This window comes from Flavobacterium hibernum, assembly GCF_000832125.1.
Taxonomy (GTDB): Bacteria; Bacteroidota; Bacteroidia; order Flavobacteriales; family Flavobacteriaceae; genus Flavobacterium; species Flavobacterium hibernum.
In genome coordinates, this window is record NZ_JPRK01000009.1 from 44,112 (window position 1) to 63,798 (window position 19,687).

At 32.6% G+C, this 19,687-nt stretch carries 22 protein-coding genes; 15 read left to right on the forward strand and 7 right to left on the reverse strand.

What is annotated here, in order from left to right; all coding sequences use genetic code 11:
- The first annotated feature begins 47 nt into the window (after nt 1-47).
- From IW18_RS11425 to IW18_RS11440, 4 genes are all read left to right on the forward strand, one after another.
- The gene (locus tag IW18_RS11425) at nt 48-434 is read left to right on the forward strand and encodes an RDD family protein (protein WP_041517819.1); all 387 of its coding nucleotides are present in this window, start codon (nt 48-50) and stop codon (nt 432-434) included.
- Between the two features lie 15 nt (nt 435-449).
- Nucleotides 450-1,151 (forward strand): DUF2225 domain-containing protein, encoded by a 702-nt coding sequence (locus tag IW18_RS11430; protein WP_041517821.1) that lies wholly within the window; start codon nt 450-452, stop codon nt 1,149-1,151.
- Nucleotides 1,152-1,272: 121 nt separating this feature from the next.
- Complete coding sequence (locus IW18_RS11435) at nt 1,273-1,710, forward strand: acyl-CoA thioesterase (RefSeq protein ID WP_041517822.1); 438 nt, start codon at nt 1,273-1,275, stop codon at nt 1,708-1,710.
- 86 nt (nt 1,711-1,796) lie between these two features.
- Nucleotides 1,797-2,663 carry a mechanosensitive ion channel family protein gene (locus tag IW18_RS11440; RefSeq protein ID WP_041517824.1) on the forward strand — a complete coding sequence of 289 codons (867 nt, stop codon included), beginning with the start codon at nt 1,797-1,799 and terminating at the stop codon, nt 2,661-2,663.
- On the opposite strand, the gene IW18_RS11445 is transcribed toward IW18_RS11440, so the two are convergent.
- Complete coding sequence (locus IW18_RS11445; RefSeq protein WP_041517825.1) at nt 2,623-3,315, reverse strand: hypothetical protein; 693 nt, start codon at nt 3,313-3,315, stop codon at nt 2,623-2,625. The two genes, IW18_RS11440 and IW18_RS11445, sit on opposite strands and share 41 nt — an antisense overlap.
- A gap of 309 nt (nt 3,316-3,624) precedes the next feature.
- On the opposite strand from IW18_RS11445, the gene IW18_RS11450 reads away from it, so the two are divergent.
- The 5 genes from IW18_RS11450 (at nt 3,625) to IW18_RS11470 (ending at nt 7,737) form a co-directional block, all read left to right on the forward strand.
- Nucleotides 3,625-4,014, forward strand: a complete 390-nt coding sequence (locus IW18_RS11450) for a DUF1398 domain-containing protein (RefSeq protein WP_041517827.1) — start codon at nt 3,625-3,627, stop codon at nt 4,012-4,014.
- A 65-nt stretch (nt 4,015-4,079) separates the two neighbouring features.
- Nucleotides 4,080-4,883, forward strand: coding sequence for a hypothetical protein (locus tag IW18_RS11455; RefSeq protein ID WP_123902511.1), 804 nt, complete (start codon nt 4,080-4,082; stop codon nt 4,881-4,883).
- 23 nt (nt 4,884-4,906) lie between these two features.
- Nucleotides 4,907-5,764, forward strand: a complete 858-nt coding sequence (locus IW18_RS11460) for a sulfurtransferase (protein ID WP_041517830.1) — start codon at nt 4,907-4,909, stop codon at nt 5,762-5,764.
- Nucleotides 5,765-5,872: 108 nt separating this feature from the next.
- Nucleotides 5,873-7,114 carry an ATP-binding cassette domain-containing protein gene (locus tag IW18_RS11465; RefSeq protein ID WP_041517832.1) on the forward strand — a complete coding sequence of 414 codons (1,242 nt, stop codon included), beginning with the start codon at nt 5,873-5,875 and terminating at the stop codon, nt 7,112-7,114.
- A gap of 8 nt (nt 7,115-7,122) precedes the next feature.
- Entirely contained in the window at nt 7,123-7,737 is a 615-nt protein-coding gene (locus IW18_RS11470; protein WP_041517833.1) for a hypothetical protein, read from the forward strand.
- Between the two features lie 102 nt (nt 7,738-7,839).
- Here IW18_RS11470 and IW18_RS11475 read toward each other — a convergent pair whose 3' ends face one another.
- Nucleotides 7,840-8,883, reverse strand: a complete 1,044-nt coding sequence (locus IW18_RS11475) for an RluA family pseudouridine synthase (RefSeq protein WP_041517835.1) — start codon at nt 8,881-8,883, stop codon at nt 7,840-7,842.
- Nucleotides 8,873-9,496, reverse strand: coding sequence for a PASTA domain-containing protein (locus IW18_RS11480; protein ID WP_041517837.1), 624 nt, complete (start codon nt 9,494-9,496; stop codon nt 8,873-8,875). Before IW18_RS11480 ends, IW18_RS11475 begins: the two co-directional genes overlap by 11 nt.
- A 420-nt stretch (nt 9,497-9,916) precedes the next feature.
- Between IW18_RS11480 and IW18_RS11485 the strand changes: the two genes are divergently transcribed.
- The 5 genes from IW18_RS11485 (at nt 9,917) to IW18_RS11505 (ending at nt 14,255) form a co-directional block, all read left to right on the forward strand.
- Nucleotides 9,917-10,888: a D-alanine--D-alanine ligase gene (locus IW18_RS11485; RefSeq protein ID WP_041517838.1), complete on the forward strand. Its 972-nt coding sequence runs from the start codon at nt 9,917-9,919 to the stop codon at nt 10,886-10,888.
- 148 nt (nt 10,889-11,036) lie between these two features.
- A complete protein-coding gene (locus IW18_RS11490) occupies nt 11,037-11,690 on the forward strand; it encodes a zinc-ribbon domain-containing protein (RefSeq protein ID WP_041517840.1) in 654 nt (217 codons plus the stop codon).
- Nucleotides 11,691-11,741: 51 nt separating this feature from the next.
- The gene (gene coaD / locus IW18_RS11495; RefSeq protein WP_041517841.1) at nt 11,742-12,200 is read left to right on the forward strand and encodes a pantetheine-phosphate adenylyltransferase; all 459 of its coding nucleotides are present in this window, start codon (nt 11,742-11,744) and stop codon (nt 12,198-12,200) included.
- 41 nt (nt 12,201-12,241) lie between these two features.
- Nucleotides 12,242-13,591, forward strand: a complete 1,350-nt coding sequence (locus IW18_RS11500) for a WG repeat-containing protein (protein ID WP_041517843.1) — start codon at nt 12,242-12,244, stop codon at nt 13,589-13,591.
- An 85-nt stretch (nt 13,592-13,676) separates the two neighbouring features.
- Nucleotides 13,677-14,255 carry a PhnA domain-containing protein gene (locus tag IW18_RS11505; RefSeq protein WP_041517844.1) on the forward strand — a complete coding sequence of 193 codons (579 nt, stop codon included), beginning with the start codon at nt 13,677-13,679 and terminating at the stop codon, nt 14,253-14,255.
- A gap of 147 nt (nt 14,256-14,402) precedes the next feature.
- On the opposite strand, the gene IW18_RS11510 is transcribed toward IW18_RS11505, so the two are convergent.
- The 4 genes from IW18_RS11510 to IW18_RS11525 all read right to left on the reverse strand — a co-directional run bounded on the left by IW18_RS11510 (nt 14,403) and on the right by IW18_RS11525 (nt 17,987).
- A complete protein-coding gene (locus IW18_RS11510; RefSeq protein ID WP_041517846.1) occupies nt 14,403-14,849 on the reverse strand; it encodes a hypothetical protein in 447 nt (148 codons plus the stop codon).
- 241 nt (nt 14,850-15,090) lie between these two features.
- The gene (locus IW18_RS11515; RefSeq protein ID WP_041517848.1) at nt 15,091-16,440 is read right to left on the reverse strand and encodes a DEAD/DEAH box helicase; all 1,350 of its coding nucleotides are present in this window, start codon (nt 16,438-16,440) and stop codon (nt 15,091-15,093) included.
- 189 nt (nt 16,441-16,629) lie between these two features.
- Nucleotides 16,630-17,511: a dihydrodipicolinate synthase family protein gene (locus IW18_RS11520; RefSeq protein WP_041517849.1), complete on the reverse strand. Its 882-nt coding sequence runs from the start codon at nt 17,509-17,511 to the stop codon at nt 16,630-16,632.
- 17 nt (nt 17,512-17,528) lie between these two features.
- Complete coding sequence (locus IW18_RS11525) at nt 17,529-17,987, reverse strand: cupin domain-containing protein (protein WP_052480145.1); 459 nt, start codon at nt 17,985-17,987, stop codon at nt 17,529-17,531.
- A gap of 100 nt (nt 17,988-18,087) precedes the next feature.
- Here IW18_RS11525 and pdxR point away from each other — a divergent pair, with 100 nt between their 5' ends.
- Entirely contained in the window at nt 18,088-19,500 is a 1,413-nt protein-coding gene (gene pdxR / locus IW18_RS11530) for a MocR-like pyridoxine biosynthesis transcription factor PdxR (RefSeq protein ID WP_041517854.1), read from the forward strand.
- The last annotated feature ends 187 nt before the right edge of the window (nt 19,501-19,687 follow it).

The following is a 19,687-nucleotide window of genomic DNA, read 5'->3' on the forward strand; positions in this document are numbered from 1 at the left end:
AAAATCAAATTGAATCTCCTTTTTTTCTATATTCGTTAAAAAAACATATGGAAGAAAAATACCCGTTTATGATCGAAAGAATTCAGTCGATATTAATTGACTCCATCCTGGTAATTGCCTGCATGATTCTTTTTTCTGATGTTCTATCCAATTTCAAAGACGTGCCAAACTGGTTAAGAGCACTTTTGCTTATCGCTTTATTTTTGTACGAACCAATTGCGACAACTTTTGGCGGAACTATAGGCAATAATATAAAAGGAATCAGAGTCAGAAAAAATGACGATGAAGTCCAATCTATTAATTTCTTTCAAGCTTTAATTCGGTATTTTTTCAAACTTCTATTAGGTTGGTTATCTTTTATTACCATTTTCTCAAGCGATAAAAAAAGAGCCATTCACGATATTGTCAGTGGAACAGTAATGGTAAAAGTTTAATAAAATTAGCAAACAATGAAACATAAATTTTACTTCTTTTTATTTCTAATAGCAACAAATTTTTTGAACGCACACACATGTTCAAATGAAACCGTAAATTGTCCAATTGATAATACCAAAGTTGATTTTTGCGTAACAATGAGTATGTCAACATTTGGCTCTTTGAAAGATTTTCAGAAAAAAGGAGCTATTGGAAGTTTTTATGAAGAATCCATAAATTCTTGCCCTAAATGTCATTTTTCAGGATATATAGATGACTTCAAAAAAACCTTAAATGATGACGACAAAATAAAGCTGAAGCAATTTTTACTTCAATACAAAAATGCAAAAATGTTTGATTCAATGGAATGCAAAATTGCCGGAGATATAAAGGAATTTCAAGCAAGACCAAATAAAGAAATTTCTAATTGCTATTTAATTGGCAGTTATTTAGCTAAAGATAAAGACAAGTTTATTGATCTAAGAAAAGAACTTCAAATTAAAACGAAATCTTTTTTGATTTTAGCATTAGAAAAAAATGAATATGAAGACAAATCCTCTATTCCAAACATTCAATATTTAATAGCAGAAATGGACAGAAGAACAGGAAATTTCGACGAAGCAATAAAATATTATGATCTAGCTATAAATGATCCGAATAAACAGGATTGGATTCTGGAAGTTGGAAAAGCCCAAAAAGATCTTGCTCTAAAAAAAGATGACAATAATAAAATTTAAGACAAATATTAAGCAATTTCCTTTATAATAATAGCCTGAAAATTTATGTTTTCATTTTTTTAGAGTAAACCGTTTCGGTTTTTATTTGTAATTTCGATTTCTAATAAAATTACACATAAAAATGGCTTCATTTATTAAAGAAATATCTTTTCGTTGGTCAGATCTTGACCCAAATTTTCACGTTCGTCATAGCGCTTATTACGATTTTGGCGCACAACATCGTATCGAAATCCTTGAAGAATTAGGCTTGACTTTAAGAGTAATGCAAACACAAGGTTTTGGACCCGTTTTGTTTAGAGAAGAATGCGTTTTTAGAAAAGAATTAAAACTTTCCGATAAAATATTCCTTCACACCAAAACATCTAAAATGAAAGCCGATGCTTCGCGTTGGTCAATCATTCACGAATTTAGAAGAGAAGATGATACACTTTGTGCTGTTATTACTGTTGATGGCGCATGGATGGATACAAAACTACGTAAACTAGCCTCTCCAACACCCGAAATTGCAATCGAAGCATTAAGCATATTCCCAAAAAGCGACGACTTTATTGGACTTTAAACAAAATATGATTTGACATCTATTTATAAAATCCAAAAAACACATTTTACAAGAATTGTTTTTTGGATTTTTTAAAACTCAAACTTATGGTAGATTTTTTAAAAGACTTTAGAATAGGGATTATTATCGCTATTATAGGAATTGTAACCGTTATTCTTGGTGCTATTACAGACAAAGTGCTTCGTACACTTCTTTATCACAAACAAATCGATAAAGATTATGACGCAACAGGATTTAAGTTTTTAAAACATCTAATAATAACGGTAATTTATATTTTAGGAATAGCCTTTGCGCTAATACAAATTCCAGAATTCAAAATCATTGGACATTCCTTTTTAGCTGGCGCCGGAGTAATTTCTATAGTTGCAGGTTTAGCTTCGCAACAAGCTTTGAGTAATATTATAAGTGGACTTTTTCTGATTATTTTTAAACCTTTCAAGATCAATGACAAAATTACAATAAACAACTTTGTAGGTACAGTTGAAGATATTAATTTAAGACAAGTAGTTTTAAAAGATGCCGAAAACAACCGAATCATTATTCCAAATTCAGTTATTAGTGCTCAGATCATTGTCAACACCAATATGAACGATACAAAATGCTGTAAAATAATCGAAATTGGAATTGGTTACGAATCTAATATCGAGCAAGCATTAGAAATAATGCAAGAAGAAATTGCCAAACATCCGTTTTTTATTGACACACGTACTGACCAAAATACACCTTTGGTTATTGCTCGTGTTGTTGCATTGGCAGATTCAAGTGTAAACTTAAAAGCTTGGGCTTGGGCAAAAAATTCGACCGAAGGATTTGTAATGTATTGCGATTTACTACAAAGTATCAAAAAGCGTTTTGACGAGGCTAAAATTGACATTCCATATCCACAACAAGTTATAACAATAAAAAATCAAATTACTGAAACTTCAATCCAAAGTTTACCTTCTCAAAAGTAGTACTGCAAGAAACGGCAAAACGTCCTACATTAACAGTTCCAAAAATACCGCCCACTCCATGTCCGGAAAAAAATCCACCGGCCGAAAAACGCTCGATTTGATATTTCAGTGCAATGTCATTAACCCTGCTGCTTAATTGTCCGAAAACAATAATTTTTGGAATAATTTCGTAACTCGCAAAAATCTTTGGAACCAGTTTTTTATAATAATCAAAACTTTCATCTGTTTCATAATCAATACTTGTCGAATGTAAATTCTCTAGACTTCCACCAACAAAAGTATTTTCGCCAAAATGATACGAAACACTAAATCCCGTAAAAGTTCCTTGATAATCACTTCGCGAGTCAACATAACCAACTGCAATTGTTGCTCTGAATTTTTCGCATATTTTACCAATGTAACCAATATAAGTACGATCAATTTCGGACTTGTCAATTCCGGCACCAAAAATAATATCCTCGTCACACATATCTAAAGCATACTGAAAATAAGTCGAATATTGATCCTTATTTGCAGCAACAACACTTCGTCCTTTATCAAGGTCAATATTTGGAGAAATTAAAGTAGAATTTATAACTGCAAAATCAAAAGTATTGATTTCTTGGGCAAATACAGGAAAGGCGAATAAGAGTAAAAGTATAGTTTTTTTCATAATAACGGTTTTAAAGAATAACTTTATATCTCGAATTTACAGACAAATTTCTTGTTAATAAGAGAAGTTCTTTGAAGTACCGCATTACTCGTTAAAATGCAATATTTTCATAATCAAAGACTTAAAAACAACAATATTTCAGGGAAACCATAAAAGACCATTTCTAAAATCAATAAAACCTAATAGAAGATTTCATATCTTAGACATCGGTTTTATTTTCTGATAACTTTAGGCCCTTAATTTTTGTATTTCAGAAACCTTAACGGTAATTTTATACCTCTTATTTTTAAAAAACTTAAAACAAAATATATGTTTACAATCGATCAAATAAAAGAGGCTCATGCCAAAGTACAAACAGGTTCTGATTTTCCTAATTATATACAGGACTTAATTATTTTGGGAGTAAAGGGTTACGACACCTTTGTAAGCAATGGAAATGTCGAATACTTTGGCGTAAATAATTACAAAGTTTCATCTGACGAAAAATATCCTGAAATTCAAATAGCTCCAGTTGCCAACAAAGAGCGTTTTATCGAGTTTCTAGTTATGCATCAAGATGGTCAAACCGATTATTTGACCTTTTGCAACCATGCAGCACAATGTGGAATCGCAAAATGGAGAGTTGATATTATCGAAATGACTTGCACTTATTTTGACAAAGACGACAACGAAATATTGATCGAGAAAATTCCGAGCTAATTTTTTTTTTGTAAAATAATTTCAAAAAAAACAAACAAAATTACTTGATTCAAAAAATATCAATTGTGAAGAAAATATTCATTTTATTCGTTTGTACCTTATTATTTGCCTGTAACCAAAAACAAAAAGAGAATCAAATAAACCAATCAGAACCCGAACAAAAAGAACTATCGCCTGTAATTACAAATCAAAATAGTGAAACTGATACCACAAATTATCAGATCTCTACATTTTATAATACCGAAGAAGCTGATCGTATAAAAAGACAAAAAGAAAGCCTAAAACAACTTTCAGAGAAAAAGGTGTTCTTAGACATTCATAATAAATTGATTCAAAAAATAAACGCAAAACAACAATCTTTTTTCAAAAAAAATCCTAATTACAAATTACTTTCGGTTGCCCAAGGAAATCTATTTCAGGAAAACAGCAATGACTTTGCTTTTATAGTTTATGATACAAAAAATATCAAAACTTCGATTTTGCTTTATAACGGAAAAACTTCAACTTACGCTGAATTATTTAAAGACATAAAAGTTATAAACGGTCTAAAAAATGCAAATTGTAGTTTCTACTCTTTTGGAACATTAGATTATCAATTTGCAAATGAATTTTTAGTTAGTAATGAAGATTATCTCTTAAAAAGCATAGAATCTTTTTTAGAATATCCGAGTATTAAAATTACTGATATTTCAAAAGATGAGAACTTTATATTAAAAGACGGATGCTTTGCTAAAAATGTGTCAAAAACAAATTTAGCAAATACACTTTGCATTCCTACCAGTTCCATTTACAATAATTGGGAATGCTTGCGATATAATAAAACAAGCAATAGTTTTTTAATTTTTTATGGTCAGGCTTTTGCCGATTAACGATCTTTAAAACTAAATTCAATATGTCAAATAAACTTTCACCACTTATAAATCTAAATGAATTATTAACGCTAAAAAAAGCAGAAGAAATCATTTTGATAGATGCAAGAGCAGGAATCAATGCCGAAGAAAACTACAATAAAGAACATCTCAAAAATGCTCGTTATGTCGATTTGAATCGCGATTTAGCCACAGTTGAAACCAATCCTGCAAATGGCGGAAGACATCCTTTACCTTCGCTTGAAAAATTTTCTGAAGTACTTTCAAAACTTGGAATTTCACCATCAAGTCACGTTATTATTTACGATGATAAAAACGGATCAAACGCAGCCGCCAGATTCTGGTGGATGCTAAAAGCTATCGAACATGAAAAAGTTCAGGTTTTAAACGGAGGTTTGCAAGAAGCAATAAAACTTGGTTTTCCAACAAGTTCAGAAGTCGAAAAAATTGAAACAGTAGAAAAATATCTAATATCAGAATGGAAATTAGCTACCGCAAATATCGACGAAGTCGAACAAGCCAGAAATAACGACCAAAATATTGTGATTGATGTACGAGATAAAAACCGTTTTGATGGATTAACTGAACCGCTGGATTTAATTGCGGGACATATTCCCGGAGCCATAAATGTTCCGTTTTCTGAAAATTTAAATGAAGATGGATTTTACAAATCGGCAGAAGATTTAAAACAAAAATATTCAGAAATTATAGGAGATAAAAAACCTGAAAATGTAATCGTGCATTGTGGCTCGGGTGTTACAGCTTGTCATACTTTATTAGCAATGGATTATGCCGGAATTAAAATTCCAAAACTATACGTCGGATCTTGGAGCGAATGGTCGCGCAACGACTGCGAAATGGCAACAAAATTAAATAGTTAAGTAAAACAACAGCAAAGTCTTTCATTTTGCCACAGATTAAAGAATTAAAAAGATTAATCATTCTAATCTGTGAAATCTGTGGCAGAAAAAAATCTAAATATATTTAAAATGCAGCATTGGGATATACTTTTATCAAATCAGGTAAATAAAAAAGCTTTTATAGACACATTACTTTCGGGAGAAGCAAAAGGAGAATTAGTCGTTTTTAACAACCAAAAAGGAATTCTGTTTTCAGACATTGCCATCGAGAAATTCATCGAAAAAGAATACCAATATGACATTGTAGAAGCTTCTCCGGAATCTCACAGACAGTTGCGAACTTTTTCATCAGGCGAACGCAAAAAAGAATTTTTAAAATATTGCATCAATCAAAATCCCGATTTTATCATTTTTGATAATCCGTTCGATCATTTAGATCAAGCTTCTAGAGTTGTTTTAGCAAATTCATTAGAAAAATTGACAGACAATATTGCAATCATTCAATTAGTAAACCGCGTTGTTGATGTTTTAGATTTTGTACCAAATAAAGCCCAAATCAAAGATAATTCGTTCGAACTACATCCAATTTCAAAAACCGAAAATCACTTTAAAACTTTAAACACATCCAATATTCCAAAAGCAATTGAACCGCATTCCTTCCACGAAAGTGTATTAATCAAAATGGATAACGTATCTGTAAGTTACGACGAAAGAAAAATTATAGACAATATTTCATGGACGATAAAACAAGGGGAATTTTGGCAGCTTATTGGACCAAACGGTTCCGGAAAAAGCACCATTTTATCTTTAATTACAGGAGATAATCCAAAAGGATTTGGTCAGGATTTATATTTATTTGGAAGAAAAAAAGGCAGTGGCGAAAGCGTTTGGGACATCAAAAAACAAATTGGAATCTTCACTACTTCTATGACAGATTTATTCCAGAAAGGACACACCTTAGAAGAAATGATTCTTTCCGGATTTTTTGATTCCATTGGGTTATATATCGAACCAACTACTTTGCAAAAACAAACCGTAACCCAATGGCTTGAAGTTATTGAAATGACTCATTTGCGCAAAAAGCGTTTTATCGATCTATCTATTGGTCAACAAAGAGTGGCGCTAATTGTTCGTGCCGTTTTAAAACATCCGCCATTATTAATTTTAGATGAACCTGTAGAGGGGTTAGACGACGAAAATGTCGATTTGGTAATTCAGCTAATCAATACCATAAAGCAAGAAACCAATGTCTCTATTTTATACGTTTCACACCGCATAGAATCTGGCCTCGCTCCTACTTCGGTATTTGAGCTTTTACCAAATCCAACAGGCTCAATTGGTAATATTAAATACCACTCCGAGTTAAATTAAAACACAAAATGAGAATTAAATTTATCCCATTAATACTTATAACAATTGTACTGTTTTCGTGTTCAAACACCATTTCAACCACCAAAAAAACGTATAAAGTATCGCAAACAACACCATTAAAAAAAGAATGGCATTTTACCGCTAACGAATGGCATTTGCAACAAGACACCTTAACAGGAAATGGAGGTCCAATGCATTGGGGTGTAATCGAATCTAAAAAGCAATTACCCAAAAACTACGAAATCAATTTTAAAGTAAATATGACCAAAGAGTCTTTGTTTGAGGTAATGCTAAACATTGACAAAAAAAACTACATTAGAACATACCTCTATCAAATAGATCAAAATATTGTAATTGGCAGAGGTGTTTACAATAAAAACAGTGACGAATACGGAAAACGTGGAGGATTAACCGTATTCAGAAAGCCAATGAAATTAGAAAACAACAAATGGTATTCTGTTAAAATTAAAGTTTCAAACAATCAATTATACTTTTCTGTAGACGACAAAACAACATTAGAATGTTCTCTCGAAAAAAGCGATTTAAGTCAAAAAGGAAAACTAGGATTCATAACCAACGGCGAAGCAAAAATAACCGACTTATCGATTCAATCGATTCAATAATAAATAAGTACAACACAATAGACTATAAACAAAAAAAGCTCCATCAGGAGCTTTTATTATATTTCAAAAATTATCTAATTGTCTCATTGACAAATTATCTAATTATTTTTCATCTTCTTCAAGAGTATGTGTCTTTCCATAATTACGCCATTTCTCGATACAGTCCTTAAAATCTTGAGGAAGTTCTGTATCAAAACGCATCATTTCACCAGTTGTTGGATGCACAAAACCAAGTGTTTTAGCATGCAAAGCCTGACGTGGCAATGCTTTAAAACAATTCTCGATAAACTGCTTGTATTTTGTAAACGTAGTACCTTTCAAAATCAAATGTCCACCATAACGTTCATCGTTAAACAACGGATGACCAATATGTTTCATATGTGCACGAATTTGGTGTGTTCTTCCCGTTTCTAATCTACAAGAAATCAAAGTAACATATCCAAAACGTTCTAATACCTTATAATGAGTAATTGCAGGTTTCCCAATTTCAGGATCAGCAAAAACCGCCATTTGCATGCGATCTTTTAAATGTCTCGCAAGATTTCCTTCAATTGTACCTTCCTCTTCAGTAACATTTCCCCAAACAAGAGCAATATACTCACGTTCAGAAGTTTTAGCTTCAAATTGTTTAGCCAAATGCGTCATTGCCGCTTCGGTTTTAGCCACTACCAAAAGTCCTGAGGTATCCTTATCAATTCTATGAACCAAACCTGGGCGCTCGCTGCTGTTCATTGGCAAATTATCAAAATGATGCGCCAAAGCATTTACAAGAGTTCCAGTATAATTTCCGTGACCTGGGTGCACAACCATTCCTGGCTCTTTGTTAATTAATAACAAAGCATCATCTTCGTAAACAATATTAAGCGGAAGATCTTCCGGCAGAATATGATTTTCAAACGGCGGATGCGTTAACATAACCGTTACAACATCAAACGGTTTTACTTTATAATTTGATTTTACAGGAATATCATTTACAAAAATATTTCCTTCAGTAGCTGCGTTCTGAATTTTATTTCGGGTCGCATTCTGAATCAAATTCATTAAATACTTGTCAATACGTAAAAACGCTTGACCTTTAGGGACTTCAAATCTAAAATGTTCGAATAATTCGTCTTCCAGATCTAAATTTTCAATATTATTGTTCATCTTTTGGGGTTTCAGTAGTTGGCGCAGCTGTACTATCTGTAGCTTGCCCTTCATCTTCATAAGTTGCTTTTCCGTCTCCTAAAACCAAATCGATTTTAGAACCTTTCAGCACGCGATCTCCTGCTTTTAAGTTTCTACCTTTAAAACGTATTTCCAAAACCATATCTTTTCCAAGATTCGGAATATAAGTAATAGTTCCTGCCTCAAGTCCTAAAGCTTTTAAAGTAGGAACCGCCTCGCGATAAGTTTTCTCAATTAAATCAGGAATTTTAACCGACGAAAATCCTGAAGCATTAATTTTAATATATATTTTTCGCCCTACTTTAACCATCGTTCCCGGCAACGGATCTTGCTCAACAACGCTGTATTTTGGGAATTCACTTCTATAATCAACACTATCCAAGAGCACGTAATCAAGATCTAATTCATCCAACTTTGCCTCAACTTGTTCCTCTGTTAATTTAGATAAATTTGGAACAGCAATTTCATGACCGTGATCAGTTGTAAAAGTCAACCAATGCATAAACAAATAACCTAAAACGGCAATGATAGCAGCCGCACTTAATACTTGCAGAAAAAATACTCGGCTCGTTAAATACTTACGTAAACTCATAAATTTATTTTTATTAGTGGCAAAGATAAAGCTATTTCGTTTCAAAAAAAATGATAATTTTGTTTTAAAGAAGAAAGTCGCATGATTGTCATCCTGAGCGAAGTCGAAGGATAATTTTCAGGAGCTATTTCCCGCTTTCGCCTATATCTTTTTGCCCGCAGAAAAAGCGGTCAAAAAGGATACCGGCTCTATCGGGGCTAGGGCTTTAGGATTTAAAAGAACATTATAGGTATTATAGGTCAGACTGAGCGGAGTCGAAGTCACATCTGCTGAATCACTTTGCGGGACTTCGACTCCGCTCAGTCTGACAAAAACAAGAAAAATTCGAGGAAATTAGCACAATTCGTGGCAAAAACTCAAAAAACAAAGAAAACCTAAAACAATTAAACAATAAACGGTTAAACAAATAAACATTATAAAATGAAAAACATAGCCATTATCATGGGCGGATATTCAAGCGAATACAAAATTTCGCTTATCTCAGGAAACGTCGTTCATCAATATCTTGACAAAACAAAATACAACGGATTCCGTATTCATATTTTTAAAGAAAAATGGGTCTATGTAGACGAAAACAACGCCGAATATACAATTGACAAAAATGATTTCTCGGTAACCGTTAACGATCAAAAAATCACTTTCGACTGTGTTTTCAATGCCATTCATGGAACACCGGGAGAAGATGGATTAATGCAGGCTTATTTTGAATTACTTGGAATTCCACAATCGTCTTGCGATTATTATCAAGCAGCTCTTACCTTTAATAAACGTGATTTATTATCGGTTTTAAAACCATACGGAATCAAAACGGCAATTTCGTATTACCTAAATAAAGGTGATAAAATCAACACTGCCGAAATCGTAAAAAAAGTAGGTTTACCTTGTTTCGTAAAACCAAACAAAGCCGGTTCAAGTTTTGGAATCTCAAAAGTAAAATCTGAAGCCGAACTTCCTATTGCAATTGAAGTAGCGTATAAAGAAGACAACGAAATTATCATCGAAAGTTTCCTTGATGGAACCGAAGTTTCTGTTGGAGTTATCAATTACCAAGGAGAAATTAAAGTGCTGCCCATTACAGAAATTGTATCTGACAATGATTTCTTTGACTATGAAGCCAAATACGAAGGAAAATCGCAAGAAATTACACCAGCCAGAATCTCAGACGAATTAACACAAAAAGTGAGCGAAGTAGCAAAACGTGCCTACGAAGTCTTAAAAATGAAAGGTTTCTCTAGAAGCGAATTTATCATTGTAGACAACGAACCATATATGCTCGAAATGAATACAATTCCAGGTTTAACAACCGAAAGTCTGATTCCGCAACAAGCACACGCAGCAGGAATTTCTCTTGAAGATTTATTCACAAATGCAATTGAGTTAGCGCTTTCATAAAAGACTCTAAGGTTCTGAGATTCTAAGTCACTAAGATCTCAGAACTTTATTTTTTGAACCCAATATTGTCAGACTGAGCGAAGTCGAAGTCCGCAAAAAAAATTTGCTCCTTTGCCTCTCTGAATCTTTGAACCTCAAATAAAAAAATATGTTATTTCTTGTTGGAACTCGGGATTCAAATATAAAAAACGGAACAATTCTAAATGAAAGCTGTCCTAAATGTGAAGAAAAAAACACATTACATTTTAGCATTTATAGAAAATATGTTTACATCACTTTAATTCCTTTGTTTCCAGTTGGAAAATCAGTTTATATAAAATGCAACCATTGCCAAGAAAGCTTTGACTACGAAGATTTATCTGAAAATGCTCAATTGCAATTAAGAAACGAAAAACTAGATCGTAAAATTTGGATGTTTTCTGGTTCTATTTTAATACTTTTAGCAATCATTTATAATATAAACAGTTGTGCTAACAATCAAAATGAGACCGATATCTTTATAAAAACACCAACCGTTGGCGATATATATAATTTAAAATTTTCAAACGGCTATTATTCAAACATGAAGATTGACAGAGTTACCAAAGATAGTATTTACACAACTCACAATGATTTTAATGCATATTTACCTCATGAAGTTGATGATCTTGATAAAGCTGAAAATTACTCCAATCGAAAAGTTTCATATTCAAAAAAAGGATTAATTGAACTTTATAAAAACGATGAAATTATAAAAATCAGACGAAGTAAATATCCAATAGAAACAAAAGAATCAGAATATAAAATTCCGCTCACAAAATAAAAAAACTTAGAAACTCAGTTCCTCCAAAAAAAACTTAGAACCTCCAAGAAAATGAAAAAAGCAATATTTCCCGGATCATTTGACCCAATTACATTAGGTCACGAAGATATCATCAAAAGAGGAATTCCTTTATTTGATGAAATTGTAATTGCCATAGGTGTTAATGCCGAAAAAAAATACATGTTTTCACTCGAAGAAAGAAAGCGTTTTATTGAAGAGACTTTCAAAAACGAGCCTAAAATTTCGGTTATCACTTACGAGGGATTAACTATAGATCTGGCAAAAAAACAAAAAGCTCATTTCATTTTAAGAGGTTTGCGTAACCCTGCCGATTTCGAATTTGAAAAAGCCATTGCACACACCAACAGAAAACTTTCTAAAATTGAAACTGTATTTCTGCTAACAGCAGCAAGTACCTCATTTATTAGTTCAAGCATTGTTCGTGATGTATTGCGTCATGGCGGCGAATACGAAATGCTGGTTCCGGATGCCGTTAGAGTAAAGAAATAATTTATTTTAAAGCATCTGAAAAACTACCAAATTAGACTTAAATGATAAAACAATACCTTTCACTTTTTTTTACTCTTTTATTTATAAATAGCTCACATTCTCAAGATGTTAGAGCAGAAACTTCAATAAGTACATCGCAAAGTAAAGTTTCCATAAGTAAAAAAGGAAAAACATTTCAATTAACAGATGAAGATGGAAAAATAGTAATTTCAGATATTGACACTCTTTATCAGCAAAAAAGATCTGATTTTATTTTTGTCCAAAAAAAAGGACTTTGGGGAGTTGTTTCCAGTTATGGCAATATATTAATTCCAATTAATTTTAATAAAACAGAAAGATTATACAATGAATTCTGGACGGTTACCAAAAATCAAAAAAAAGGTATTTATAGTATAACCAAAGGAGAAATTCTTCCTGTTGAATTTGACGATATCGAATTCTCTCAATCCTATAACGAAGAATTTATTGTAATAAAAGACCACAAAAAAGGAGTCTTTAATTATTTGGGAAAGGAAATAATTCCAATTAATTATGATCAAATAAAAAAGAAAAAAGATTTACTAATTCTTTCTAAAAACAGCAAAACAAATTATTTTTTAAATAATAAAATAATTTCAGATTCATTAGACTTAGATAAAAGTTTTGAAATCTACGGAGACTATATTTCAGACACAAAAACTTTTTATGTTTTCTATAAGGACAAAAAATTTGGCATAATTGACAACAAAAGCACTGTTATTATCCAACCAAAATATGATAATATTGAATATAGACGTGTGATTGAAAATTCTAAAAATGAAAACTTTTTAGTCGTTAAAAAAGAAAATCTTTGCGGCATGATTGATTTAAATGAAAAAGAAATCATACCATTTAAATATCAAAATATCGAGATCATAACTCCAAATTTTGCAGTTTTAACAATCAATAATTTAAAACATTTTTATAATTTCAGAACGAAAAAATTAAATAACAATTTCGATTTTGAAAAATTCGACATGTATAGCGGGCAATTCACAAGACTAAAAAAAGGCGATAAAGAAACATTAGTTTCAAATAATGATTTCTCTACTCTATTGTTTCCATTTATGTACGAAGACATTTCTGAAAATAATAATCTATTTGTGGTCAAATTAAATTCTAAATATGGGCTTGTCGATAAAAATAATAAAGTACTAATTCCTATTATTTATGAACAATTGTACATTTCGTGTAACACAGTGATTGCACAAATAAATAATAAATATGGCATCTTATCATTAGAAAATAAAATATTAATGCCATTCGAATATCCAAGCATCGTTGGCTATTCTGAAAAAACAGAAGTAACCCAGAAAGATTATAAAACAAAAACATACGATTGCAACTTAATATGTATTGAAAATTGCAATTAGTTTGCGATCAAAACCTAACTCAATATAAACTTGCAAGCCAATACAATTATAAGTAATTTCGCATTTTTAAATAAAATATCAAACAATGAGCATCGAAAGAGAATTAAACAAACGTAGCGGATCTAAATGCGAACTTTGTGGAGCTGAGGAAAACCTAAAAGTATATCAAGTATTACCAACTCAAAAAGGCGGACTGGACGAAAGTATCATGGCATGCACTACTTGTATTGACCAAATTGAAAATCCAGACAACGTCGATTTAAACCATTGGAGATGCCTAAATGATAGTATGTGGAATGAAAACGTTGCTGTACAAGTTGTAGCTTGGAGAATGTTAAGCCGTATGCGCGCCGCAGGTTGGCCACAAGAATTGCTTGACATGATGTATTTAGACGAAGATACTCTGGCATGGGCACAAGCAACTGGCGAAAGCGAAGACGATGAAAACAAAATCGTACACCGCGATAGTAACGGAGTAATCTTAGAACACGGAGATTCTGTAGTTTTAATTAAAGACTTAAAGGTAAAAGGATCTAGTATGGTTGCCAAACAAGGAACTGCTGTACGTAACATTCGCCTAGACCACGAAAACGCTGAATATATTGAAGGAAAAGTAGACGGTCAACAAATTGTAATTATCACGCAATACGTTAAGAAAATATAATTCTTATAAAGTTCAAAGGCTCAAAGAGGCAAAGGGACAAAGTTAGTTTTAGCTAAAAGAAACCTTTGAGCCTTTGAGCCTTTGAGCCATAAAAAAAAAGAGGCTGTTCAGTTATTGAACAGCCTCTCTTTTTTATAATGAATTAAATTACTTTTGAAATAATTTATTGATCTGATCTTTTACAAATGGCTCAGAAACGCTACTTGTTGCAGAAGAAGCATCTTTTGATGAAACCATAAACTGAACTGTAGCTTTATCCGGAACAGCACTTCCTGTATAGTGCAACCAAATATAATTGTTTGGTAATTCTAATTTAATATCATACAAAGGACTTGCAGTAAATCCGTTTACAATAATATTGTAAAGGCTTGTATAATCGTCATTAACGTTTTTAAATGTGAACTTTCTTAAAGAAGAAGATTCATCATCATTCTGAATACTTGTGTAATAAACGGTATATTCATCGCCAACTTTTTGAATATAATTGTTATTTACTTTTCCTAGTTTTTCAACTGGTACAGTTTCAAGAACCTTAATTTGTGCAAAAGACACAAAACTAAACAACAAAATAGCAATCGTAAAAATTCTTTTCATAATTAATTTGGGGTTTATTATTTACTAGCACAAGAAACGCAGAAAATATGATAAATTAAAACCTTATTCGTTAATTTATTAACAATAAATTAAGATTGCAGTTCAAAATCCATCCAAACCCAAAACAATTATCAATTAAAATATTGCAATTCAATAAATTAACATTCGTTTTAACTACAAAAACCACATTAAAATCTAATCTGATTTTATAAATTTAAAAACCTTTAAACAGATTAAAACGCTACTTCTCTTCTTCTTTCTTAACGACCTTGCGGGCAACTTCGATTTTAAATTTTTTGCCTTTCATTTTCTCGTCTTTAATATTATGAAGTAAATCTTTTACTTTATTATATTTTACAGCCGCAAACGAAATAAAATCTTTAACCTCAATTAATCCTAAGTCGCCTTTTTCTAGTTTACCTTTTTGAGAAAAGAAACCAACAATATCAATTTTATTCAATTTTGTTTTCTTTCCACCACTAATATAAATCGTTTGATATTCTGGTGGTTTTGGTAAAGTCGTTGCGTTATCTACTTTTAGAACTTCCATTCCGTAGTCGATATAATCAAGTTTCTTTTCGCTTTCGTGAACAATAATATATGCCGTTCCAGTTGCTTGCATACGTGCCGTACGACCATTACGATGTGTAAACTCGTCTTCTTTTAAAGGTAAATGATAATGAATTACGTGTTTCATTTCAGGAATATCCAAGCCACGAGCCGCCAAATCGGTTGTGATTAAATAACTCATACTTCCATTTCTAAACTGAATTAAAGCACGTTCACGTTCTTCCTGATCCATTCCGCCATGATAATATGTAGCGTAGATTCCTTTTTCATTTAAAGTATCACTAATTCTTTCGGCAGCATCACGATGATTACAGAATATAATAGCCGATTGTGATTTTAAAGAACAAATTAAATTGAATAAACTTACTAATTTGTCTTTAGATGGCGAAACCACCATTTTCATCGAAAGATTTGCTTTTTCCTCTTCTTCAGGAATAAAATCCAAAACAGTAGGATTTACAACTCTTGTATATCTAGGAATCTCAATATCTGATGTTGCCGAAACCAAAACACGTTTGTTTAATTTCGTTAATTTTCCAATGATATAAGACATTTGCTCATGGAATCCCAATTGCAACGATTTGTCAAATTCATCCAGAATCAAAGTCTGAATTTTATCTGTGCGAAATGTATCTCTGTCAATATGATCGGCGATTCGTCCGGGAGTTCCAATTAAAACTGCTGGCGGATTACTTAAATTCTTGATTTCAGTATCAATCGAGTGACCTCCGTAACAAATATTTACTTTGTATTGCGTTCCCATTTTTTTCCAAACCTGCTCGATCTGCAAACCTAATTCGCGCGAAGGCACTAAAATTAAACATTGAACCGAAAGAATTTCAGGCTGCAATAACTCTAAAACCGGCAATAAGAAAGCCAATGTTTTTCCTGATCCAGTTGGAGAAAGTAACAAAACATTGTTATCGTTTAAAATCGCGTCTTGCGCTACTTCTTGCATTTCGTTTAGGCTCTCTATACCTAAGTTCGAAAGTATATTGTTGGAATGGTGTTTTTTATTCATTTTGCAAAAGTAGTCAAAAAAAGTTGTTTCAAGTTTTATGTTTCAAGTTGAAATGAGAATAAAGCAACTTTGACATTTTACCGCAAAGAACGCTAAGTATTTTTATTTGTAAGGTTTTATAGAAAATACAAAGTTCGCAAAGCTTTATGTATTACTTTGCGAACTTTGCGTCTTTGCGGTTAAAAAAACTTATTCTAATTCTTCTAAAATCAACTTAAAATCATGTATTTCAGACTCTTTTAGCGGTTTTAACGGGCTTCTTAAAAAACCACCTTCGATTCCCTGAATTTCTAAACCTGCTTTTATCGCTCTTGGCAATCCTTTGTTTACAATAAATTTTAAAAGATTCAATTGTTTATAAAACACTTTTTGCGCTTCCTGTAAATCATTTTTCTGAATGGCATTGTACAAAGCAATATTCAACTCTGGAATTAAATTGGGTGCTGCTGTACACCAACCTGTCGCTCCGGCAGAAAATGCAGCCAACGCCAACGGGTTTGAACCATTAAAAAAAGCAACATCGTCGCCCAATTCCCGCTTTAAATAATGCATTCTTTGTACATCTCCACTGCTTTCTTTTATCATCGTTACATTTGGAATTTCAAGAAGCCTTTTTAATAAAGCAGGCGACATATCTACACCTCCTGTTGCAGGATTATTGTATGCCATAATTGGAACCGAGATTTGTTTGGCAACAGCATCATAATGCCCTACAATTTCGTCATCGGTCAATTTCCAGTAACTCATCGGGATAATCATTACAGCGTCTGCTCCTGCTTTTTCGGCAAACTTAGCATGATAAATTGTTTTATCGGTTGTTAAGTTCGAAACTCCAACCAAAACAGGAACTCTGCCATTAACTTGTTGCAAAGTAGCCTCCGTAATAGCTTCCTTTTCTTCATCTGTCAAATACGGCATAACACCAGTACTTCCAAGCGGAGCCACAGCATGAGAACCAGAAACAATCAACCTTTCTAATAAAGTTTTGTATAACCGAATATCGACTTTTTCCTCTTTGTCAAACGGTGTAATAGGATAAGCAATAATCCCCTTAAACGATGTGTTTTTCATATTACTCTGTTTTTTGATTAAAGATCTCTACCCTCTTCTTCTCGCAATGCAACTCCTAAATTTTGTAGTTGTGGCGCATTCTCACAAGCGATATATTTAGCCGATACTTCACTGCTTAAATTTTTGTGTCTATGCCAAGCCCAACTCGGGATATAAACAGCATCGCCCGCTTTCCATTCTATTTTTTGATCCTCAACTTCAGTATAACCATGTCCCTCGATTACGTACAAAACCGTTTCATAAGTATGTCTGTGTCTGTTTGTCAATTGGTCTGGTAATAAACCACCAATCGTCATGCTTACATTTTTACTTGGAAGATCAATAAAGAAAACAGGGTGTTTACGTTCTGTCGAAAATTGATTATGAACTCCAGCTTGCTCTACATTTCTGTGAATTAATTTTTCGGGCATCACAAAAGTTGGTCGGGCGAATGTTTCGTGAAAATCTTTTGATGAAAATTGTTTCTTAGTTTCCATATTCTTAATTAATTATAATCTTTTGCATTATTGCGTCACAAAATTATTTTAACTTTGGACTACCCAACTAACACAGTTTTAATTTAAATAACTAGACCAGATGTTAAGACCTTGGCAATTAGAGATTCAATTGAATACCAGTTCTGACAAAGCGATTTATTTACAAATTGCCGATGCCGTTATCGAAGCTATAAAAACTGGAAACTTAAACAGCGGGAATGCTTTGCCCGGAAGTAGGCAACTTGCAGCACTTTTAAAAGTGAACAGAAACACCGTTATCGAAGCCCTTGATGTACTTATTGCCGAAGGCTGGCTGATTACCATAGAAAGAAAAGGAACTTTTGTTGCCGATGTTTTGCCTCTTGAAGCCAAAATGGCAACACAAAATCCAACTCAAAAACTAGAAACCGAAGAAATACAACCGCTCATTATTTTTGACGATGGTATTCCGGATAGCAGAATTGCCCCAATGAATGAGCTCGCCCGAACCTATCGACAGATTTTTAACCGAAAATCGCGCTGGCAAATTATGGGATATAGTACCGAATTTGGAAATTTAGATTTTAGAAAAGCTATTGTCCAAATGCTCAATTTTAAAAGAGGAATGAACATTACGCCAAATGAAATTTGCATAACACGAGGAAGTCAAATGGCGATGTACTTGACCTCGAAGTGTCTTTTTGAAAAAGATGATTATGTAATGGTCGAAAATCCTGGTTACAAACCTGCATGGGAAACATTTGAAAATGCAGGCGCAAAATTACTTCCTGTAAATGTTGACAAAGATGGTTTGATTGTCGATGATGTTGAGGCTTATTTAAAAAAATATAACAACATAAAAGCTATTTATGTAACACCGCACCATCAATTTCCTACTACAGTTACGTTGAGCCTTAAACGACGATTAAAACTTATTGAATTATCCAATCAATATGGTTTTACGATTATCGAAGACGATTACGATCACGAATTTCATTTTGGACAAAGACCTATTTTACCTATTTCGAGTTATAGCAATGCCCGAAATACAGTTTACATTGGTACTTTAAGTAAAATTGTCGCACCCGCATTGCGAATTGGTTATTTGGTAAGTAAGCACGAAACTATTTTAAAAGTTGGAAAACATCGAAAAATGATTGATGTACAAGGCGATAATATTATGGAAGAAGCCGTTTTGCAACTCATTAATGAAGGCGAAATAAAACGACATCTTAAACGAACAACACTTATTTACAAAGCCAAACGCGATTATTTTGAAGCGATTTGCAACCAATATCTCAAAGACAAAACCACATTTATAAAACCCGAAGGCGGTTTGGCATTCTGGATTGTTCCAAACTCGGACGTTGATATATTTGAAATTGCAGAAAAATTACTGCAAAAAGGAATAAAAATCATGACTCCCGAGAAATTCAGTTTTGATAAACCTATATCTGGATTCAGACTTGGTTATGCATCTTTAACCGAAAAACAACTAGAAGAAGGCATAATTGAACTTGCAAAATATCTATAGAATTACAAATAAACTGGGCGTCGATTTAACCGCAAAGAGCGCGAAGGTTTACGCAAAGTTCGCAAAGTTTATTCGCAAAGCTTTGCGAACTTTGCATTTTTATAAAACCTTAGAATAAAAAAAACTTTGCGCACTTTGCGGTTAAATCTCAATACAATCTCATATCAACTTGAAACTAAATTTAATT